The sequence below is a fragment of the Streptomyces kunmingensis genome (assembly GCF_039533535.1).
Taxonomy (GTDB): Bacteria; Actinomycetota; Actinomycetes; order Streptomycetales; family Streptomycetaceae; genus Streptomyces; species Streptomyces kunmingensis.
The window spans coordinates 124,031-141,364 of record NZ_BAAATS010000017.1; the positions used below are offsets into that span (position 1 = coordinate 124,031).

Below are 17,334 nucleotides of genomic sequence, written 5' to 3' on the forward strand. Positions count from 1 at the left end.
TTGTCGGGACTCTTCTGACTTCCTGCACCCGATGCTGACACGCCGGGGCCCCGCGTGGGGCTTCGCGATCCCTTGTCCTCCCCTGACCCGACCCTTAGGGAATCCCAGGGTCCGGGGTCAGCTCTCCGGGGGAGAGAAGACGACCAGAACCCGCAGGTCCTCGCTGATGTGGTGGAACTTGTGCGCGACGCCCGCCGGTACGTACACGACGCTGCCGCGGCCGACCTGTGTGGTCTCCATGCCGACGGTGATCGAGGCGCGCCCGCTGACGACGAGATAGACCTCGTCCTGCTGGTGCGGCTGCTGGGGGTCGTGCTCCCCCGCGTTCAGCGCGTACAGCCCGACCGACATGTTCCGCTCGCGCAGGAACTGCAGATACGCACCGTCGTTGGCGACGCGTTCCGCCTCCAGTTCGTCCAGCCGGAAAGCCTTCATCGACCTCGTCGCCCTCGCTGTCCACGCTCGTCACCGGCCTCGCGCCGGTCTCGTCTGCCACGATCAGACACATGATGAATTTCGTAGTCAAGACGATCGCCAACGCGGGGGCCCTGGCCGTCGCGGTCTGGGTGCTCGACAAGATCACACTGACCGGGGACAGCACCGGCAAAAAGGTCGGCACGCTGATGCTGGTGGCGCTGATCTTCGGCCTGGTCAACTTCCTTGTGAAGCCGGTCGTGAAGGTCCTCACCTTCCCGCTCTTCATCCTCACCCTGGGCCTGATCACGCTGATCGTGAACGCCCTGATGCTGCTGCTGACCTCGTGGCTGGCCGACAAGCTGGACCTGAGCTTCCACGTCGAGGGATTCTGGACGGCCGTCCTCGGCGGTCTCATCATCTCGATCGTCTCCTGGGCACTGAACGTCGTCCTGCCCGAGAAGGACTGAGCGCCTGCCATGACCTTCCGCGTCTGCTTCGTCTGCACCGGCAACATCTGCCGCTCACCCATGGCCGAGCACGTCTTCCGCGCCCGCGTCGAGGAGGCCGGTCTGTCCGGCGCCGTCGAGATCGACAGCGCGGGCACCGACGGCTGGCACGTGGGCGAAGGCGCCGACCCGCGCACCGTCCAGGTCCTCCGGGAGGGCGGCTACTCGGCCGAGCACACCGCCCGCCAGTTCCACCAGGACTGGTTCGACCGCCACGATCTGGTCCTCGCCCTCGACGCGGGTCACCTGCGCACCCTGCGCCGGATGGCATCGACTCCGCAAAACGCGGAGAAGGTGCGCCTGCTGCGCTCCTACGATCCCGCGGCCGCCGGCGACGACCAGAACGTCCCGGACCCGTACTACGGCGATCTGGACGGCTTCAAGGAGTGTCTGAGGATGGTCGAGGCGGCGAGCGACGGACTGCTCGACGCCGTGCGCGACACGGTGGAGGGCCGGGCGGCATGATCCCCGGGGCCGCCGGCCGAGCCGTCGGCACGGACGGTACTTCACCGGCCAACTAGTACTGCGCTACGTACAACGGACGGCCCGAGCCTCCCCCCTCGTGGCTCGGACCGCCCCGGTTCTGCGCGCGAAGAACCGCGCGAACAAGGCTAGTTGACTCTGTGTCAGTGTCCAATCACAGTAGCGACAGAGACCTATCGACTTATTTATAGTTGAGCGCGACCCAAGGCCGGAGGGGAGACGCGTCGTCATGGACCTCGCCCTGCTGCGCACCTTTGTGACGGTCCACCGGGCCGGGTCGTTCACCCGCGCCGCCGCGCTGCTCGGGCTCTCACAGCCCGCGGTGACCTCTCAGATACGGACGCTGGAGCGGCAGTTGGGCCGCCCGCTGTTCCTGCGTCAGGCGCGTGGCGTGACCCCCACGACCATCGGCGACGAGCTGGCGCACAAGGCCGCCCCGCATCTCGACGCCCTTGTGGAGATCACCGAGATCGGACTCGACGAGGAGTCCGCCGTCCGCACGCTGCACCTCGCGGGGCCCCCGGAGTTCACAGCGGAACGAGCCCTGCCCGCGCTCACGGCGCTGACCAGGGACAACGGCCAGAGCATCGCGTTACGCGCCTCCTTCGGCACCGCCGAGGAATCCGTCGAAGGGCTCGCCGCCGGGCATCATGATCTGGCCATCACGACAGCCCGCCCGCGCGGCCCCCTGCTCACGGCGACTCCGCTCTGCGACGAGGAGCATGTACTGGTCGCCGGCCCTCGCTGGGCCGCCCGGATCGGCTCCGGCACGCTGCACCGCGACGCTGCGCCCTCCCTCGAGAAGTTCCCGATGGTCGAGGTCCACGAATCGCTGCCGCTGGTCTCGCGCTACTGGGCCTCCGTCTTCGACTCCCGCCCCGTCGTCTCCGGCACGGTCGTCGTGCCGGATCTGCGAGCGGTACTGGCGTGTGTGATCACAGGGGCGGGCCTCGCCGTCCTGCCCCGATATCTCTGCGCACCCGCCCTGGAGCGCGGCGAGGTCGTCACCCTGCTCGATCCGCCGGTGCCTCCCCTGCGCACGTACTTCCTCGTCGTACGCACCGGCACACTCGCTCTGCCGCATATCGCGCGGGCGCACGAGTGGCTGCTGCGCGCTGCTGTCGACTGGTCGTGAGCGGGGCGCACCCGGTGCGAAATGTTTCACGTGGAACCGGCCGGGCCACATTTCTCCCATGACCGTCCGACCCGTGGTCAAGCGCACCGCACGCGCCGTTCTGCTCGATGGCGATGATCTCGTCCTGATCAAGCGCACCAAGCCTGGTGTCGATCCGTACTGGGTGACCCCAGGTGGCGGCGTCGAGCCGGAGGACACCACTGTCGTGGAGGCTCTGCACCGAGAGGTGCACGAGGAACTCGGCGCCAAGATCATCGATGTGGTGCCCTGCTTCGTGGACACCGTCGAACACATCGGCGAGGACGCCGCCACGACGGGGGTGAAAGTCCAGCACTTCTTCGTCTGCCGACTGGAGTCGATGGACCTCGACCAGCGCCACGGCCCCGAGATCGAGGAGCCGTGCGGCGAGTACGAGATCGTGCGCGTGCCGTTCACACGCGTCGGCATCGCCTCGGTCCATCTGGTGCCGCTGTCCCTGCGTCATTACCTGGACGGCAACATCGAGGGCGTACGGGCGATGCACGCGCCGGATCTCGGCTGAACCTCTTCCGTACGACTCTCAGGGACCGGCCTTCTCCGCAGTCGCCTTCCTACGCGGACGGGACTCAGTTCGCGACGGTGACCAGTTCCTCGATCGAGTCGTGGCGGATGCGGTCGAACGGGATACCGATGGATCGCAGGGCGTGGACACCGTTGCGGATCATGCCGGGCGGGCCGGATAAATAGGCGTCGTACTCGTACCAGGGGCCGTACTCCCGCACGGCGTCCGGGAGTTGCAGATGGGCCAGCTGGTCGATGATCGGGCGGACCGAGAGCCAGTGATGGCTCTGCTGGAGCCGCAGCATCGTGTCGATGTCGTACAGGTCGAGGTCCGTGCGGGCGCCGTAGAACACCTCGACGGGCCGCCCCTCACCGTGCTCGGCGACGTCCTCGACGAGCGCCTTGATGGGTGCGATGCCGGTGCCGCCGCCAAGGCAGAGCAGGCCGCTGTCGGTGCTGTGGTCGACGGTCATGGAGCCGGCGGGCGGGCCGAGCCGCAGCACGTCGCCGGGGCGGGCACGGTGCACCAGGGCGTTGGAGACCCACCCGGCCGGGACCGCCTTCACGTGGAACGACAACAGCCCGTCGGGACGGGGCGCCGCCGCGAACGAATAGTGCCGCCAAATGCGCGGCCACCACGGCGTCTCGAGCGTCGTGTACTGCCCGGCCAGGAACGGGTACGGGTGATCGGTCCGCACCGTGACCACCGCTATGTCGGGTGTGCGCAGATCGTGTGCGACGACCTCCCCCAGCCACCAGGCGGGCGCCTTCAACTCGTCCTCGGCCGCCGCGTCGATCATGACCTGGGAGATCGTCGTGTACGTACGGATCCACGCGGCCTCGGTCGGCGCGTCCCAGGTGGTGGTGGCGTACCGGGTGAGCGCCGCGATGAGGCACTCGCCGACGGCCGGGTAGTGCTCGGTCCGCGTGCCGTACTTGCGGTGACCGCGGCCCAGGTTCGCCAGATACGGAACCAGGACGAGCTTGTTGTCGACGTGCTCCGCGGCCGTCAGCAGTGCCTTGAGAAGGCGGTCTCGCTGCGCGTCCATCGCGGGAGGGAAGAGCTGGCGCAGCTCGGGGTGGCGGACGAAGAGCAGCGCGTAGAAGTACGAGGTGACCTTGTCCGCGACAGGTCCGACTTCGTCCATGGTGCGGCGGATGAGGTCCGCGTCGGATGTGGTGTTGTCACGAACGGAACGTCTGGAGCGGGGCTCTGCGGTGGTGGACCGCGCCAGGGGTGAGCTCTGAGGTGGCTCGGGCTGGCTGCGCGAGCGCGACTGCTGGGGTATTCGCTCCTCGTCCGCCCCGTCCGAGGCGGCCCTGGGCCTGCCCACGGGACGTATCGAAGAGATCCGGCGGCCGTCACCGGGCGCCCCGTCAGGAACCGACGGGGCCTGATGCGGTCCCGGGGTGATGCGCGGTGTGAACCAGCCGTCCCCGGCGCCCAAACCGGAATCGGTCGGCGTAGTGGTCGGAGCGTCCATTGCTATGCCTCGCCTCGAACAATCCTGGGTCGATGACCTGGTCCGCAGTCCCCTCACCGCAGCTTGCCATCAGATTCGCTCGTATCGAACGCAAACAGGAAAGTTCGTGTTTTCGATCTTGATGTCCGGTTACGCTGCAACGGCCTGGGTGCGCGCCCCTTTGGTCTCCGCAGTCCCCTTTTTGTTGAGACGTAGGCCCCACGCCTTGTTTCACGTGAAACTTCCCCATGGGGCCGGGCCGACATGGTCGACAGCATCGGGCCACTGCCCGCAAAGCGGTGGACGCCAGCCCGCTCCGTCCGACAGCCTGACCTGCGTGTCGACACCTCTTCTCTCCGACCTACCCATTCGCCGTCTCACCCCGCGTGACAAGCACGCGTGCGCCGACCTCTCCGAGAACCGGGGCTGGCCACGCGAGGAACACAAATGGGGCCTGCTGCTCGCGGCCGGTACCGGCTACGGCATCGACGACCCTGACGGCGGACTCGTCACCGCCTGCGTGGTGACCGAATACGGACCCCGAGAACGGCCCGAACTTGGCGCGATCGGCATGGTCCTGGTCGCCGAGCGGCACGCGCGCAGAGGGGTGGGCCGACGTCTGATGCGGTACGTCGTCGAGCAGGCGGGCACGACACCGCTGACACTGCACGCGACGCCGAACGGGCAGCCGCTCTACGAGGAACTCGGCTTCAAGGTCACCGGCCGGGCGGAGATGGTGCGCGGCCGTTTCATCGCCGGCGGCACGGAGCCCGCTGTTGTCACGCGCCCGGCCACCGCTGAGGATCTGTCGGCGATCCTGCGCTTGGACGCCGAGGTGTTCGGTCCTGACCGCACCCACGTCATCGCACGCCTTCCGGCCTTCGCGGACCAGTTGCGGGTCGCCGAGGACGGTGGTCGGCTCATCGGTTACGCCGCCGCCTGGCCCAATATGGACACGCACGTCATCGGCCCGCTCGTCGCGCGCGACACCGAGACGGCGAAGTCCCTGGTCGCCGCCCTCGCGGCAGGCACGGACCGGCCGCTGCGGACCGACATCGACGTACGCCACGAGGAGCTGCTCGCCTGGCTCAAGGAGCGCGGCCTCGAGGGCATCGCCCTGAACGCGGTGATGAACTACGGCGCCCAGGACCTGCCCGGTGACTGGACCCGCCGCTTCGCCCCGCTGACGGTCGCGGCCGGCTGAGAAGCCCGACGGGCCCGCTTCCGAGCGTCGCTGTGCAGCGGCCTCTCGGGAGCGGGCCCGTCCGTGTGTGTCGCTGGCTACGCGAGCGTTTGCACGGCTGCCGCGGCGAAGCCGTGGTCCTGCTCGGGGGCGCCGCCACCGACACCGATCGCCCCGATGAGCCGGCCGTCACGGTGGATCGGCTGGCCGCCCGCGATGAAGAGCAGCGGCCGGTCGAGCGCGGTGGGCAGGCTGTGGAACGGCCCGTCGGGCTTGACCAGGTCGACGAGGTCGGCGGTCGGCGCGTTCAGCTGCAGTGCGGTGTACGCCTTGCGGGTGCTGGTCTCTCCGGAGATGAGGACGGCACGGTCGTCGCGACGGAAGGCGAGGAGGTGACCGCCGGCGTCGAGAACGGTGACGCTGACGGTGACTCCGGCCGCTTCCGCGGCGCGACGGGCCGCGTCCACGAGCGTCTCGGCGTCCTGAGTGGTCAGCGGGGCGATGGCGGTGGTGGTGCTCATGATCGGGCTCCTGCGGGGGCTTCTGTGGGGGCTTCTGTGGGGGCTTCTGGCGCGGACGTCTGGCGGGGCGCCGTACGACGGGCGTTGTCGAGAGCTACGTCAGTGGTGGGCCGGCTCGGCGTGACGCTGCTCGGCGGGGGCGGCGACCGGGGTCGGCCCGGGCGTGCGGCGCTCCAACGCGGCTGACACGACGGCGAGGACTAGGGCGCTCGCGGCGAGCACGGCACCGACCCAGTTCGGGGCGGTGTAACCGAGGCCCGCGGAGATCACCATGCCGCCGAGCCAGGCGGAGAGTGCGTTGCCAAGGTTGAAGGCGCCGATGTTGACGGCCGAGGCGAGTGTGGGCGCGCCGGAGGCCTGATCGAGGACCCGCTTCTGCAGCGGCGGCACGGTCGCGAAGCCGAGCGCGCCGATCAGCGCGATGGTGACCGCGGCCAGGATCTTGTTGTGCGCGGTGACCGTGAAGAGGCCGAGCACGATCGCGAGGGCGCCCAGGGAGACGTAGAGCAGGGGCATCAGGGCCCGGTCGGCGAACTTGCCGCCGACGAGGTTGCCGCCGACCATGCCGAGGCCGAAGAGGACCAGCAGCCACGTCACCGATCCGTCGGCGAAGCCGGCGACGTGCGTCATCATCGGCGCGATGTAGGTGATGGCCGCGAAGACGCCGCCGAAGCCGAGCACGGTCATCGCCATAGCGAGCAGGACCTGCACGTTCTTGAACGCGACGAGCTCGTGGCGGAGCTGTACGCCCTCGGGCTTGGGCAGATCCGGTACGAGCTTGGCGATGCCGATGAGCCCGATGACACCGAGCGCGGCCACGATGGTGAACGTGAAGCGCCAGCCGGCGGACTGGCCGATGAGGGTGCCGAGCGGCACGCCGACGACGTTGGCCACGGTCAGGCCGGTGAACATCATGGCGATCGCTCCGGCCTTCTTCTGCGGGGCGACCAGTTCGGCCGCGACGACCGAGCCGATACCGAAGAAGGCGCCGTGGGCGAGCGAGGCGACCACTCGGCCGATCAGCATCACGGCGAAGACGGGTGCGACGGCGGAGAGAAGGTTGCCGACGATGAAGAGCCCCATCAGCAGCATCAGCATGCGCTTGCGGGAGATCCGGGTGCCCAGGACGGTCATGAGCGGGGCGCCGATCATGACACCGAGGGCGTAGCCGGTCACCAGGAAACCGGCCGTGGGGATGGAGACACCGAAGTCACCCGCAACCTCTGGGAGCAGTCCCATGATCACGAATTCGGTGGTTCCGATCCCGAAGGCCCCGATCGCGAGGGCGAGAAGCGCGAGAGGCATGGGGGGTCATCTCCAGACTGTTGCGGGTGCGCTTTACGAGACCTCACAATACTTGCAGACGCCGACTAATTGCAAACGCGGGCAATCGCGAACATCGACTACCCTGGTGTTCAGCCGGTCCCGGGACGGAGGAACCACGAGCCATGACTGCGACAGATCCCGCACTCACCGCCCTTTCACAGGGCTGGTGCGCGCTTTCCCTGCTCCACGGGAAGATCGAGGCCCACATCGAGCGCGCCCTGCAGGCCAAGCACGACCTCAGCGTGCGCGAATACTCCCTGCTCGACGTTCTCAGCAGGCAGCACGACGGAGAGGGCGGCCATCTGCAGATGAAGCAGGTCGCCGACGCCGTCGTCCTCAGCCAGAGCGCCACCACCCGCCTGGTGACGCGCCTGGAGGACCGCGGACTGCTGCTGCGCTACCTGTGCCCCACCGACCGGCGCGGCATCTACACGAACGTCTCCGACGCAGGCCTCGAGCTTCTACGGGCAGCCCGTCCTACGAACGAGGCGGCCCTGCGTGAGTCCCTGGACACAGCGGCCGAGAACCCCGAGCTCGCCCCGCTCGTCCGAGCCGTCGAAGCATTGCGCATTCCCGCCTGACCAGCGTCGACCGCCCAGGACGGCCACCGCGTCGGCTGCCCCGGACGATCTCCCATGCCGGACCTAGGCTGCCGCCATGAAAGATCTTGAGATAAGAGCGGCCGTGCTCGAGGACGTCCCGGCGATCGTCGCCATGCTGGCCGACGATCCGCTGGGCGCCCGGCGCGAGTCGCCGGGAGACCTCACGCCGTATCTCGCCGCCCTCGCGCGACTGTCCGCCGACCCGAACCAGCACCTCGTCGTCGCCGTACGCGAGGACCGTGTGGTCGGCACCCTTCAGCTCACCGTTGTCCCGGGCCTGTCCCGGATGGGAGCCACCCGCTCGATCATCGAAGGCGTACGTATCCACTCCGACGAGCGCGGCAGCGGACTGGGCACGCAGCTCATCGAATGGGCCGTCGCGGAATCACGGCGCCAGGACTGCCAGTTGGTGCAACTGACCTCCGACGCGACCCGCACCGACGCTCACCGCTTCTACGAACGGCTCGGCTTCTCGGCCTCGCATGTGGGATTCAAGCTTCAGCTGTGACGGACCATGAAGCCGAGGCAGGTCGACCCGTTTCACGTGAAACACCCGACGTGGCCGTTTCACGTGAAACAGGCTGACTCCGGATGCCCGGCTATCGCGGCAGGCCCCGCCACCCCTCCGGGTCCACCCCGCCGGGCACCGGAGAGTCCGCGCCGTACGGCTCCCGCGTGAAGACGAACGACCCGAGATCCAGATGGCTCACCGAACCGTCATGGCGCCGTTCGGCCCGAAGCACCTCCCCTGCGTAGTAGCCGTCCAGGCCGGTCCAGGTGCCGTCACCGTTCGGCCGGAACCGGGAGCGCCGCCCACCGCCGGCCGCCGGCCCCAGATCCACCCCGCCGTCGGCTGACAGACGCAGGGCCACTACTTGCGTCCCCCAGTACCAGGGCCCGGCCAACTCAAGGACTGAGGCGTCGACTTCGGGTAGCGGCCGCCAGGGCTCGGGCATCCGCGGCTCGGCCTCGGCGACGATCTTCAGAAGGTCCGCGGCCACGGTGGCGGCCGGTACACCCGAGGTGCAGTTGACGAGCGTGACCGCCGCGAGACCGTCCTCCTCGCTCAGCCACAGTCCCGCCACGAACCCCGGCAGCGAACCGGTATGCCCCACCAGTGTCCGCTCGTCCCGTCGCAGCACCTGCATCCCGAGCCCGTACGACGCCTCCCACTCACCCGGCAGGACCGGTGCCGCCGGCGTCCGCATCTCCCGTACGGACTCCGTACTCAGCACGCGGTCGTCGCCCGTGACGAGGAAGGCCGCAAAGACGGCCAGGTCCCGGGCCGTGGACCAGAGTTGGCCTGCGGGTGCCATCAGCCCGAGGTCCTGATCGGGCTCCGGCAGCAGCACATCGGCGTATGGATGCACGGCCCAGCCCCCGGCGTGCGGGGCCTGCGCCTCGTAGCTGGTGCGGCTCAGCCCGAGCGGTTCGAGAATCTCCTTACGCAGTGCCTCCTCCCAGGTCACCCCGCGCGTCGCCGCCACCAACGCACCCAGCAACGTATAGCCGGGGTTCGAGTAGTGATGGCGACGGCCGACCGGATGCCGGAAAGGCTGCTCACCGAGGACATCGGCGAGGGTCGGACGCTGCGTGGCGGATGAGCGCTCCCACCACTCGCCCGGCGTCTCGGCGGCCAAGCCGCCGGTGTGTGCGAGGAGTTCGGCGATCGTGACCTCTCCCGCCCCGGTCCCGGGAAGGTGCTTCTCCAACGGGTCACCCAGATCGAGCAGCCCCTCGTCGCGCAACCGCAGCACGAGCACGGCGGTAAAGGTCTTGGTGATCGAACCGATCCGGTACTGCACGTTCTCGTCAGGTCCGTGCCCGTCCACCGAGGTGCGTGAACCGGTCCACACGAGCTCTCCGTCGCGCGCGACCGCGGCGACAAGGGACGGCGCGCGCCCGTCGCGCTGCGCGACGGCGATGCGATGCAGAAGAGCGCGGCTGGTGGCGGGCAACAGCTCCGCGGATGTCGTCATGCGCACAGTCCACCGTGCGTACCGGGCCGCGTCGAGCCGATTTCACCCGAGGCTGATCAGGCTCCCGGCCCGAGGGACCGGCCCGGTCAGGTCTGTGCCATGTCCACGAAGCGCGAGTAGTGGCCCTGGAAGGCGACCGTGATCGTGGCCGTCGGGCCGTTTCGGTGCTTGCCGACGATGATGTCGGCCTCGCCCGCGCGCGGTGACTCCTTCTCGTACGCGTCCTCACGGTGCAGCAGGATGACCATGTCGGCGTCCTGCTCGATGGAGCCGGACTCACGCAGGTCGGACACCATCGGCTTCTTGTCCGTGCGCTGCTCGGGACCACGGTTCAGCTGGGAGAGCGCGATGACGGGGACTTCCAGCTCCTTGGCCAGCAGCTTCAGGTTTCGGGACATGTCCGAGACCTCCTGCTGGCGGCTCTCGGAACGCTTCGACCCACCGGCCTGCATCAGCTGCAGGTAGTCGATGATGACGAGCTTGATGTCATTGCGCTGCTTGAGACGGCGGCACTTCGCGCGGATCTCCATCATCGACAGGTTCGGGGAGTCGTCGATGTAGAGCGGCGCGGCCGAGACCTCGGGCATCCGGCGCGCGAGCCGCGTCCAGTCCTCGTCCGTCATCGTGCCGGACCGCATGTGGTGCAGGGCCACGCGCGCCTCGGCCGACAGCAGACGCATCGCGATCTCGTTGCGCCCCATTTCGAGGGAGAAGATGACGCTGGGCAGGTTGTGCTTGATCGACGCCGCGCGTGCGAAGTCCAGCGCGAGCGTCGACTTGCCCATGGCCGGGCGGGCGGCGATGACGATCATCTGCCCCGGGTGGAGGCCGTTGGTCAGCGAGTCGAAGTCCGTGAACCCCGTCGGCACACCGGTCATCTCGCCGCTTCGCGAGCCGATCGCCTCGATCTCGTCGAGTGCGCCCTCCATGATGTCGCCGAGCGGGAGGTAGTCCTCGCTGGTGCGCTGCTCGGTGACCGCGTAGATCTCGGCCTGCGCCTTGTTGACGATCTCGTCGACGTCGTCGTCGGCCGCGTATCCCATCTGCGTGATCCGCGTGCCTGCCTCGACGAGGCGTCGCAGCACGGCCCGCTCGTGGACGATCTCCGCGTAGTACTCGGCGTTCGCCGCGGTCGGGACCGTCTGGACGAGCGTGTGCAGATACGACGCGCCGCCGACCTTGTTGATCTCCCCGCGCTTGGTCAGCTCCGCGGCGATGGTGATCGGGTCGGCCGGCTCGCCCTTGGCGTAGATGTCGAGGATCGCCTGGAAGATCGTCTCGTGCGCCGGCTTGTAGAAGTCAGCGCCCTTGAGGACCTCGACGACGTCCGCGATCGCGTCTTTCGACAGGAGCATGCCACCGAGCACCGACTGCTCCGCGTCCAGATCCTGGGGCGGCACGCGCTCGAAGGTGGCCGGACCGTCGTCCCAGGCCCCGCCTTCCCGGCCGCGCTCGTGCTCATCACCCTGGCCACGGCCACCGCTACGGCTCTGCCGGGAAGGGGGAAGGCGGTCGCTGGGACCGCTGTCGGCCCAGGGGTCGTCCAAGGGCTCGGAAATACTCACCGGGCCACCTCCTCCCGTCCGCCGAGCGGACCTCGCCGTGCGTCTCATTCCTACGGCACGACACTGACAAAACAAGGGGCCCGATTCCGGTTCTGACGCGTCGGTTTCACGAGGTTTCCGGGGCCGGATGACACGGTGGGCGCCGCCCCACGGTAGGCCCGTCGGCACCGTCAGCCAATCTGGTTATCCACAGGCGCTGTGGACGACGGGCCTCTCGCTGTGGAGAACTCGGGAAAACCTGTGCACGGCCCGGTGGACAGCCCTGTGAACAAGCCCTCAAGCGTTTCCACACACAGGCCCTGACCTGCGCATATCCCATCCACTGGCTGTGCAGAAGAAAAACTTCCCCAGTCGGCCCAAGATCTCTGGAAACGCGGTTCCACAACGCGTGCGAGGCCTTCACAAGTAAGGGTCTAAGTCGCATTGCATCTCTTACCTGTGGAAGATTAGATTGGTGCCCATGACACAGGCTCCCGCTCCGCCCAAGGCCGTCCGCCGACGGCACGACCGAGAGATCCTCACTCTCGCCGTCCCCGCCTTCGGCGCACTCGTCGCGGAGCCTCTCTTCCTCATGGCGGACAGCGCCATCGTCGGCCACCTCGGCACGGCTCAGCTGGCCGGCCTCGCCATCGCCTCGGCCCTCCTGACGACCGCGGTCAGCGTCTTCGTCTTCCTTGCTTACGCGACCACGGCCGCTGTCGCACGCCGGGTCGGTTCGGGCGATCTGCGGGCGGCGATCCAGCAGGGCATGGACGGAATCTGGCTCGCTCTCCTCCTGGGCGCTGCCGTCATCGCGGTCGTTCTGCCCACAGCTCCGTCGCTGATCGAGCTCTTCGGCGCGTCGGACACGGCCGCGCCGTTCGCGGTCACGTATCTCCGCATCTCAGCCCTCGGCATCCCCGCCATGCTCGTGGTTCTGGCCGCCACCGGCGTCCTGCGCGGCCTCCAGAACACGAAGACCCCGCTGTACGTGGCCATCGCCGGCTTCGTCGCCAACGCCGTACTCAACGTCGGGCTGGTCTACGGCGCCGACCTCGGCATCGCCGGCTCCGCCTGGGGGACCGTCATCGCCCAAGTGGGGATGGCTGCCGTCTATTTGATCGTGGTCGTCCGGGGAGCCCGGCGCCACGGCGCGTCCTTGCGCCCGGACGCCGCAGGCATCCGGGCCTGCGCCCAGGCCGGTGCGCCCCTGCTCGTCCGTACGCTCTCCCTGCGCGCGATCCTGATGATCGCCACGGCGGTGGCGGCCAGACTCGGCAACGCGGATGTGGCCGCGCACCAGATCATCCTGTCCCTGTGGAGCCTGCTGTCCTTCGCGCTCGACGCCATCGCCATCGCCGGGCAGGCCATCATCGGCCGATACCTCGGCGCCGACGACGCCCCAGGTGCCCGCGACGTCTGCCGCCGCATGGTGCAGTGGGGCATCGCCGCGGGCGTGGTGTTCGCGGTGCTGGTCATCGCGGCTCGCCCGCTCTACGTCCCGCTGTTCACGAGCGACCAGGCCGTCCAGGACGCAGCCCTGCCCGCGTTGATCGTGGTGGCGCTGTCCCAGCCCATCTGCGGCATCGTGTACGTACTCGACGGCGTCCTCATGGGCGCGGGCGACGGACCCTACCTGGCCTGGGCCATGCTGATCACTCTGGCGATCTTCACTCCGGTGGCCCTGCTCGTCCCGGTTCTCGGCGGCGGGCTCACGGCTCTGTGGGGTGCGATGACGCTGATGATGGCCGTGCGCATGGCCACGCTGTGGATGCGCTACCGCTCCGGGCGCTGGGTTGTCACGGGCGCGACCCGGTGACGCAGGGGCGCCGTTTCGCGTGAAACGGCGACGCCCGTCCAGCGATTGCCATGACGCACCACGACCGTACGCGTGTGGGGCCGTACCCCGAAGGGTGCGGCCCCACATGTGCTTCAGCTCTGCTCAGCGCAGGGCTCAGGCAGCGACGACCTCGACGTTGACCTTGGCGGCAACCTCGGGGTGCAGACGCACGGACGTCTCGTGGGCGCCCAGCGTCTTGATCGGCGAGCCCAGCTCGACACGACGCTTGTCGATCTTCGGGCCACCAGCAGCCTCGATCGCCGAAGCGACGTCAGCCGGGGTGACGGAGCCGAAGAGACGACCGGCGTCGCCGGAGCGGACGGCCAGACGGACGTTCACACCCTCGAGCTTGGCCTTGATCTCGTTGGCCTGCTCGATCGTGGCGATCTCGTGGATCTTGCGCGCACGACGGATCTGCGCGACGTCCTTCTCGCCACCCTTGGTCCAGCGGATCGCGAAGTTCCGCGGGATCAGGTAGTTACGGGCGTACCCGTCCTTGACGTCGACGACCTCGCCGGCGGCACCGAGGCCGGAGACCTCGTGGGTAAGGATGATCTTCATGATTCGGTCACCCTTCCTTATCGCGCGGTGGACGTGTAGGGCAGCAGCGCCATCTCACGGCTGTTCTTCACGGCCGTGGCGACGTCACGCTGGTGCTGCGTGCAGTTGCCGGTCACGCGGCGGGCACGGATCTTGCCACGGTCGGAAATGAACTTCCGCAGCATGTTCGTGTCCTTGTAGTCCACGTACGTGACCTTGTCCTTGCAGAAAGCGCAGACCTTCTTCTTCGGCTTGCGCACAGGCGGCTTCGCCATGGTGTATCTCCTGTGTGATCAAGAAGTGGGGGTACGGCCCACCCTCGGCCCGAAGGCTTAGAAGGGGGGCTCGTCCGAGTAGCCGCCGCCGGAACCGCCGGAGCTTCCGCCCCAACCGCCACCGCCGCCGCCCTGCTGCTGGCCGCCGCCGCCGGCCGGCGCACCGGTCGCCCAGGGGTCGTCGGCGGGAGCACCGCCACCGCCACCCTGCTGCTGACCGCCACCGGAGCCACCGCTCCAGCCGCCGCCCTGCTGGCCGCCACCGCCGCCGCCGTAACCACCCTGGCCACCGCGACCACTGGTCTTGGTGACCTTGGCCGTGGCGCTGCGCAGGCTGGCGCCGACTTCCTCGACGTCCAGTTCGTAGACCGTGCGCTTGACGCCCTCACGGTCCTCGTAGGACCGCTGCTTCAGCCGGCCCTGCACGATGACGCGCATGCCTCGCTGGAGCGACTCCGCGACGTTCTCCGCCGCCTGACGCCAGACCGAGCACGTCAGGAACAGGCTCTCGCCGTCCTTCCACTCATTGGTCTGCCGGTCGAAGGTGCGGGGAGTGGACGCGACACGGAACTTCGCGACCGCCGCACCGGAGGGGGTGAAGCGCAGCTCGGGGTCGTCGACAAGATTGCCGACGACCGTGATGACGGTCTCGCCTGCCATGGGGTACCTCTCGGCGGGATTGCTGCGGACTGCTTGCTGCTACTCGGATCCCAAGTACCGCTGAACTAGGAAGTTCAGTGGGTCTCGGGACGGAGGACCTTGGTCCGGAGGACCGACTCGTTCAGGTTCATCTGTCGGTCGAGCTCCTTGACGACCGCAGGCTCGGCCTGCAGGTCGATGACCGAGTAGATGCCCTCAGGCTTCTTCTTGATCTCGTAGGACAGACGACGACGGCCCCAGGTGTCGACCTTCTCGACCTTTCCGTTGCCCTCACGGACGACGGAGAGGAAGTTCTCGATCAGCGGGGAAACAGCGCGCTCTTCGAGATCGGGGTCGAGGATGACCATCACTTCGTAGTGACGCATGTGGAACCCACCTCCTTTGGACTCAGCGGCCACGGTCGTTCCGTGGCAGGAGGGTTGTTATGCGTGCGCAACGGTATCGGCCGCCACTGACAATCGGCCTTCCGGAGGAGAGCCGCGTGGATCAGTGGGTACTAGTCCCTCGTCGGAACACGAGCAGACACCAATGCAGACGGTACAGACTACCCGCACCTCGGCTTCCGGTTGAAATCCGACAGCGAAGGACCGCAATCTGTACACGTCGGGTGTGTATGGCGCTACGATGCGCCGCCTTCCGCAGGAGGTGCCCTCATGGCACAAGCAATGCGACCGAACAGCACCAGCGCCGGCTCTCTCTTCGCCTCGGACGGGAAGTCCCATCCGCTCCCGGACACGCTGGTCGCGCTGACCGCGGTGCTCGGAGTGATCGCCCTCGTCACCTCGCTCTGGCACGGGCTCCATCTCCTGAGCTCCTGGGCCGGCCTCATCGGGATTCTGACCGGGGCCTACGGACAGTTCGTCTCGGAGACCACCCGGGAGCGCTTCGCCCTGGTCCTGGGTCTCGGAGCCTCCGCTGTCGGCTTCTTCATCGGCATGGCCCATGGCGGCCTCTTCGGCGGGATCATCGGCTGAGGTCAGCACCCCCACCGGGGGTGACCTCCCATACGGCCAGTCGGGGCGCTCACAGGGCGCAGTAGGCTTCGCGCGAGAGCCGGAGCCCCTGTACCCATGGGGACACACCAGCCCGAGGAGCGCCCCGAATGAGCCTGACCCTGAGGACCATCAGCCGAGAGCAGCATCTGGCATACCTCCAGAGCCTGCCCGCGGCCAGCCACATGCAGGTCCCGGCATGGGCTGACGTGAAGGCTGAATGGCGCTCCGAGAACATGGGGTGGTTCGACGACCGCACCGGCGAGATGGTCGGCGCGGGCCTCGTGCTGTACCGCCAGCTCCCCAAGATCAAGCGGTATCTCGCGTACCTCCCCGAGGGCCCGGTGATCAACTGGTACGCGCCCAACCTCGACGACTGGCTACGCCCGATGCTCGCGCACCTGAAGCAGCAGGGCGCCTTCTCGGTGAAGATGGGCCCGCCCGTCATCATCCGGCGCTGGGAAGCCGCTTCGATCAAGAAGGGCATCCAGGACCCGGACGTGAAGCGGCTGCGCGACATCGAGGCCGACTTCATCGAGCCGCGCGCCTTCGAGGTGGCCGACAAGCTGCGCCGCATGGGCTGGCAGCAGGGCGAGGACGGCGGCGCCGGCTTCGGTGACGTCCAGCCGCGCTATGTCTTCCAGGTACCGCTCGCCAACCGCTCCCTGGAAGAGGTCCACAAGAACTTCAACCAGCTGTGGCGCCGCAACATCAAGAAGGCCGAGAAGGCCGGTGTCGAGGTCGTCCAGGGCGGTTACCAGGACCTTGCCGAATGGCAGCGTCTGTACGAGATCACGGCCGTGCGCGACCACTTCCGGCCCCGCCCGCTCTCGTACTTCCAGCGCATGTGGACGGCCCTCAACTCCGAGGACCCCAACCGCATGCGGCTGTACTTCGCGCGCCACAACGGTGTGAACCTCTCGGCGGCCACGATGCTCGTCGTCGGCGGGCACGTCTGGTACTCCTACGGCGCCTCCGACAACATCGGCCGTGAGGTCCGGCCCTCGAACGCGATGCAGTGGCGGATGCTGCGCGACTCCTACGCGCTCGGCGCCACGGTCTACGACCTGCGCGGCATCAGCGACTCGCTCGACGAGACCGACCATCTCTTCGGCCTGATCCAGTTCAAGGTCGGCACGGGTGGCGAGGCCGCCGAGTACCTGGGCGAATGGGACTTCCCCCTCAACAAGCTGCTGCACAAGGCGCTCGACATGTACATGTCGCGACGCTGACCGTGAGGCCGGGCACGGCGGCCTCAGCAACCCGTCCCGGCACACCCTGCTCCGCTTTCCCCGCGGACCCGGCACAATTCACGTAGCTCCAAAGAC

The 17,334-nt window shown here is 68.2% G+C and carries 20 protein-coding genes; 10 read left to right on the forward strand and 10 right to left on the reverse strand.

From position 1 onward, the window contains the following. Window positions 1-117 precede the first annotated feature (117 nt). Window positions 118-435, reverse strand: coding sequence for a cupin domain-containing protein (locus ABD366_RS19980; RefSeq protein ID WP_324774737.1), 318 nt, complete (start codon window positions 433-435; stop codon window positions 118-120). Window positions 436-506: 71 nt separating this feature from the next. Between ABD366_RS19980 and ABD366_RS19985 the strand changes: the two genes are divergently transcribed. The 4 genes from ABD366_RS19985 to ABD366_RS20000 all read left to right on the forward strand — a co-directional run bounded on the left by ABD366_RS19985 (window position 507) and on the right by ABD366_RS20000 (window position 3,082). Further along, a complete protein-coding gene (locus ABD366_RS19985) occupies window positions 507-884 on the forward strand; it encodes a phage holin family protein (RefSeq protein ID WP_324774735.1) in 378 nt (125 codons plus the stop codon). Window positions 885-893: 9 nt separating this feature from the next. Then, entirely contained in the window at window positions 894-1,388 is a 495-nt protein-coding gene (locus tag ABD366_RS19990) for a low molecular weight protein-tyrosine-phosphatase (RefSeq protein ID WP_324774733.1), read from the forward strand. Between the two features lie 247 nt (window positions 1,389-1,635). Further along, window positions 1,636-2,541 carry a LysR family transcriptional regulator gene (locus tag ABD366_RS19995; RefSeq protein ID WP_324774731.1) on the forward strand — a complete coding sequence of 302 codons (906 nt, stop codon included), beginning with the start codon at window positions 1,636-1,638 and terminating at the stop codon, window positions 2,539-2,541. Between the two features lie 58 nt (window positions 2,542-2,599). Further along, a complete protein-coding gene (locus tag ABD366_RS20000) occupies window positions 2,600-3,082 on the forward strand; it encodes an NUDIX hydrolase (protein WP_324774729.1) in 483 nt (160 codons plus the stop codon). A 64-nt stretch (window positions 3,083-3,146) separates the two neighbouring features. Here ABD366_RS20000 and ABD366_RS20005 read toward each other — a convergent pair whose 3' ends face one another. Then, a complete protein-coding gene (locus ABD366_RS20005; protein ID WP_324774727.1) occupies window positions 3,147-4,565 on the reverse strand; it encodes a globin domain-containing protein in 1,419 nt (472 codons plus the stop codon). Between the two features lie 316 nt (window positions 4,566-4,881). Here ABD366_RS20005 and ABD366_RS20010 point away from each other — a divergent pair, with 316 nt between their 5' ends. Continuing rightward, window positions 4,882-5,748, forward strand: a complete 867-nt coding sequence (locus ABD366_RS20010) for a GNAT family N-acetyltransferase (protein WP_324774725.1) — start codon at window positions 4,882-4,884, stop codon at window positions 5,746-5,748. 77 nt (window positions 5,749-5,825) lie between these two features. Here the strand turns inward: ABD366_RS20010 and ABD366_RS20015 are convergent, their stop codons facing one another. Both ABD366_RS20015 and ABD366_RS20020 read right to left on the reverse strand, forming a co-directional pair. Beyond that, complete coding sequence (locus tag ABD366_RS20015) at window positions 5,826-6,248, reverse strand: GlcG/HbpS family heme-binding protein (protein WP_324774723.1); 423 nt, start codon at window positions 6,246-6,248, stop codon at window positions 5,826-5,828. 99 nt (window positions 6,249-6,347) lie between these two features. Then, a complete protein-coding gene (locus tag ABD366_RS20020) occupies window positions 6,348-7,553 on the reverse strand; it encodes an MFS transporter (RefSeq protein ID WP_324774721.1) in 1,206 nt (401 codons plus the stop codon). A 143-nt stretch (window positions 7,554-7,696) separates the two neighbouring features. Between ABD366_RS20020 and ABD366_RS20025 the strand changes: the two genes are divergently transcribed. Both ABD366_RS20025 and ABD366_RS20030 read left to right on the forward strand, forming a co-directional pair. Continuing rightward, on the forward strand, window positions 7,697-8,155 hold the full coding sequence (locus ABD366_RS20025; RefSeq protein WP_324774719.1) for a MarR family winged helix-turn-helix transcriptional regulator: 459 nt from the start codon (window positions 7,697-7,699) through the stop codon (window positions 8,153-8,155). A 76-nt stretch (window positions 8,156-8,231) separates the two neighbouring features. Next, window positions 8,232-8,684, forward strand: coding sequence for a GNAT family N-acetyltransferase (locus ABD366_RS20030; RefSeq protein ID WP_324774717.1), 453 nt, complete (start codon window positions 8,232-8,234; stop codon window positions 8,682-8,684). Between the two features lie 91 nt (window positions 8,685-8,775). On the opposite strand, the gene ABD366_RS20035 is transcribed toward ABD366_RS20030, so the two are convergent. Together ABD366_RS20035 and dnaB are read right to left on the reverse strand one after the other, a co-directional pair. Continuing rightward, on the reverse strand, window positions 8,776-10,155 hold the full coding sequence (locus ABD366_RS20035) for a serine hydrolase domain-containing protein (protein WP_324774715.1): 1,380 nt from the start codon (window positions 10,153-10,155) through the stop codon (window positions 8,776-8,778). 86 nt (window positions 10,156-10,241) lie between these two features. After that, window positions 10,242-11,720 (reverse strand): replicative DNA helicase, encoded by a 1,479-nt coding sequence (gene dnaB / locus ABD366_RS20040; RefSeq protein ID WP_324774713.1) that lies wholly within the window; start codon window positions 11,718-11,720, stop codon window positions 10,242-10,244. 460 nt (window positions 11,721-12,180) lie between these two features. Here dnaB and ABD366_RS20045 point away from each other — a divergent pair, with 460 nt between their 5' ends. Beyond that, the gene (locus tag ABD366_RS20045) at window positions 12,181-13,518 is read left to right on the forward strand and encodes an MATE family efflux transporter (RefSeq protein ID WP_324774711.1); all 1,338 of its coding nucleotides are present in this window, start codon (window positions 12,181-12,183) and stop codon (window positions 13,516-13,518) included. A gap of 135 nt (window positions 13,519-13,653) precedes the next feature. Here the strand turns inward: ABD366_RS20045 and rplI are convergent, their stop codons facing one another. The 4 genes from rplI to rpsF form a co-directional block, all read right to left on the reverse strand. Continuing rightward, window positions 13,654-14,100, reverse strand: a complete 447-nt coding sequence (gene rplI, locus ABD366_RS20050) for a 50S ribosomal protein L9 (RefSeq protein ID WP_324774709.1) — start codon at window positions 14,098-14,100, stop codon at window positions 13,654-13,656. Between the two features lie 17 nt (window positions 14,101-14,117). After that, a complete protein-coding gene (gene rpsR, locus ABD366_RS20055; protein WP_003949403.1) occupies window positions 14,118-14,354 on the reverse strand; it encodes a 30S ribosomal protein S18 in 237 nt (78 codons plus the stop codon). 57 nt (window positions 14,355-14,411) lie between these two features. After that, a complete protein-coding gene (locus ABD366_RS20060; protein WP_324774704.1) occupies window positions 14,412-15,014 on the reverse strand; it encodes a single-stranded DNA-binding protein in 603 nt (200 codons plus the stop codon). Between the two features lie 74 nt (window positions 15,015-15,088). Beyond that, the gene (rpsF, locus tag ABD366_RS20065; RefSeq protein WP_006604399.1) at window positions 15,089-15,379 is read right to left on the reverse strand and encodes a 30S ribosomal protein S6; all 291 of its coding nucleotides are present in this window, start codon (window positions 15,377-15,379) and stop codon (window positions 15,089-15,091) included. A gap of 288 nt (window positions 15,380-15,667) precedes the next feature. Here rpsF and ABD366_RS20070 point away from each other — a divergent pair, with 288 nt between their 5' ends. Beyond that, entirely contained in the window at window positions 15,668-15,988 is a 321-nt protein-coding gene (locus ABD366_RS20070; protein ID WP_324774699.1) for a hypothetical protein, read from the forward strand. A gap of 128 nt (window positions 15,989-16,116) precedes the next feature. Further along, window positions 16,117-17,238 carry a peptidoglycan bridge formation glycyltransferase FemX gene (gene femX / locus ABD366_RS20075; RefSeq protein WP_324774696.1) on the forward strand — a complete coding sequence of 374 codons (1,122 nt, stop codon included), beginning with the start codon at window positions 16,117-16,119 and terminating at the stop codon, window positions 17,236-17,238. The last annotated feature ends 96 nt before the right edge of the window (window positions 17,239-17,334 follow it).

Excerpts from the sequence above, each read along its gene's own strand:
- ABD366_RS19980 (WP_324774737.1), bottom strand. The coding sequence starts at position 435 with ATGAAGGCTTTCCGGCTGGACGAACTGGAGGCGGAACGCGTCGCCAAC.
- ABD366_RS19985 (WP_324774735.1), top strand. The coding sequence starts at position 507 with ATGATGAATTTCGTAGTCAAGACGATCGCCAACGCGGGGGCCCTGGCC.
- ABD366_RS19990 (WP_324774733.1), top strand. The coding sequence starts at position 894 with ATGACCTTCCGCGTCTGCTTCGTCTGCACCGGCAACATCTGCCGCTCA.
- ABD366_RS19995 (WP_324774731.1), top strand. The coding sequence starts at position 1,636 with ATGGACCTCGCCCTGCTGCGCACCTTTGTGACGGTCCACCGGGCCGGG.
- ABD366_RS20000 (WP_324774729.1), top strand. The coding sequence starts at position 2,600 with ATGACCGTCCGACCCGTGGTCAAGCGCACCGCACGCGCCGTTCTGCTC.
- ABD366_RS20005 (WP_324774727.1), bottom strand. The coding sequence starts at position 4,565 with ATGGACGCTCCGACCACTACGCCGACCGATTCCGGTTTGGGCGCCGGG.
- ABD366_RS20015 (WP_324774723.1), bottom strand. The coding sequence starts at position 6,248 with ATGAGCACCACCACCGCCATCGCCCCGCTGACCACTCAGGACGCCGAG.
- ABD366_RS20020 (WP_324774721.1), bottom strand. The coding sequence starts at position 7,553 with ATGCCTCTCGCGCTTCTCGCCCTCGCGATCGGGGCCTTCGGGATCGGA.
- ABD366_RS20025 (WP_324774719.1), top strand. The coding sequence starts at position 7,697 with ATGACTGCGACAGATCCCGCACTCACCGCCCTTTCACAGGGCTGGTGC.
- ABD366_RS20030 (WP_324774717.1), top strand. The coding sequence starts at position 8,232 with ATGAAAGATCTTGAGATAAGAGCGGCCGTGCTCGAGGACGTCCCGGCG.
- ABD366_RS20035 (WP_324774715.1), bottom strand. The coding sequence starts at position 10,155 with ATGACGACATCCGCGGAGCTGTTGCCCGCCACCAGCCGCGCTCTTCTG.
- ABD366_RS20045 (WP_324774711.1), top strand. The coding sequence starts at position 12,181 with ATGACACAGGCTCCCGCTCCGCCCAAGGCCGTCCGCCGACGGCACGAC.
- rplI (WP_324774709.1), bottom strand. The coding sequence starts at position 14,100 with ATGAAGATCATCCTTACCCACGAGGTCTCCGGCCTCGGTGCCGCCGGC.
- rpsR (WP_003949403.1), bottom strand. The coding sequence starts at position 14,354 with ATGGCGAAGCCGCCTGTGCGCAAGCCGAAGAAGAAGGTCTGCGCTTTC.
- ABD366_RS20060 (WP_324774704.1), bottom strand. The coding sequence starts at position 15,014 with ATGGCAGGCGAGACCGTCATCACGGTCGTCGGCAATCTTGTCGACGAC.
- rpsF (WP_006604399.1), bottom strand. The coding sequence starts at position 15,379 with ATGCGTCACTACGAAGTGATGGTCATCCTCGACCCCGATCTCGAAGAG.
- ABD366_RS20070 (WP_324774699.1), top strand. The coding sequence starts at position 15,668 with ATGGCACAAGCAATGCGACCGAACAGCACCAGCGCCGGCTCTCTCTTC.
- femX (WP_324774696.1), top strand. The coding sequence starts at position 16,117 with ATGAGCCTGACCCTGAGGACCATCAGCCGAGAGCAGCATCTGGCATAC.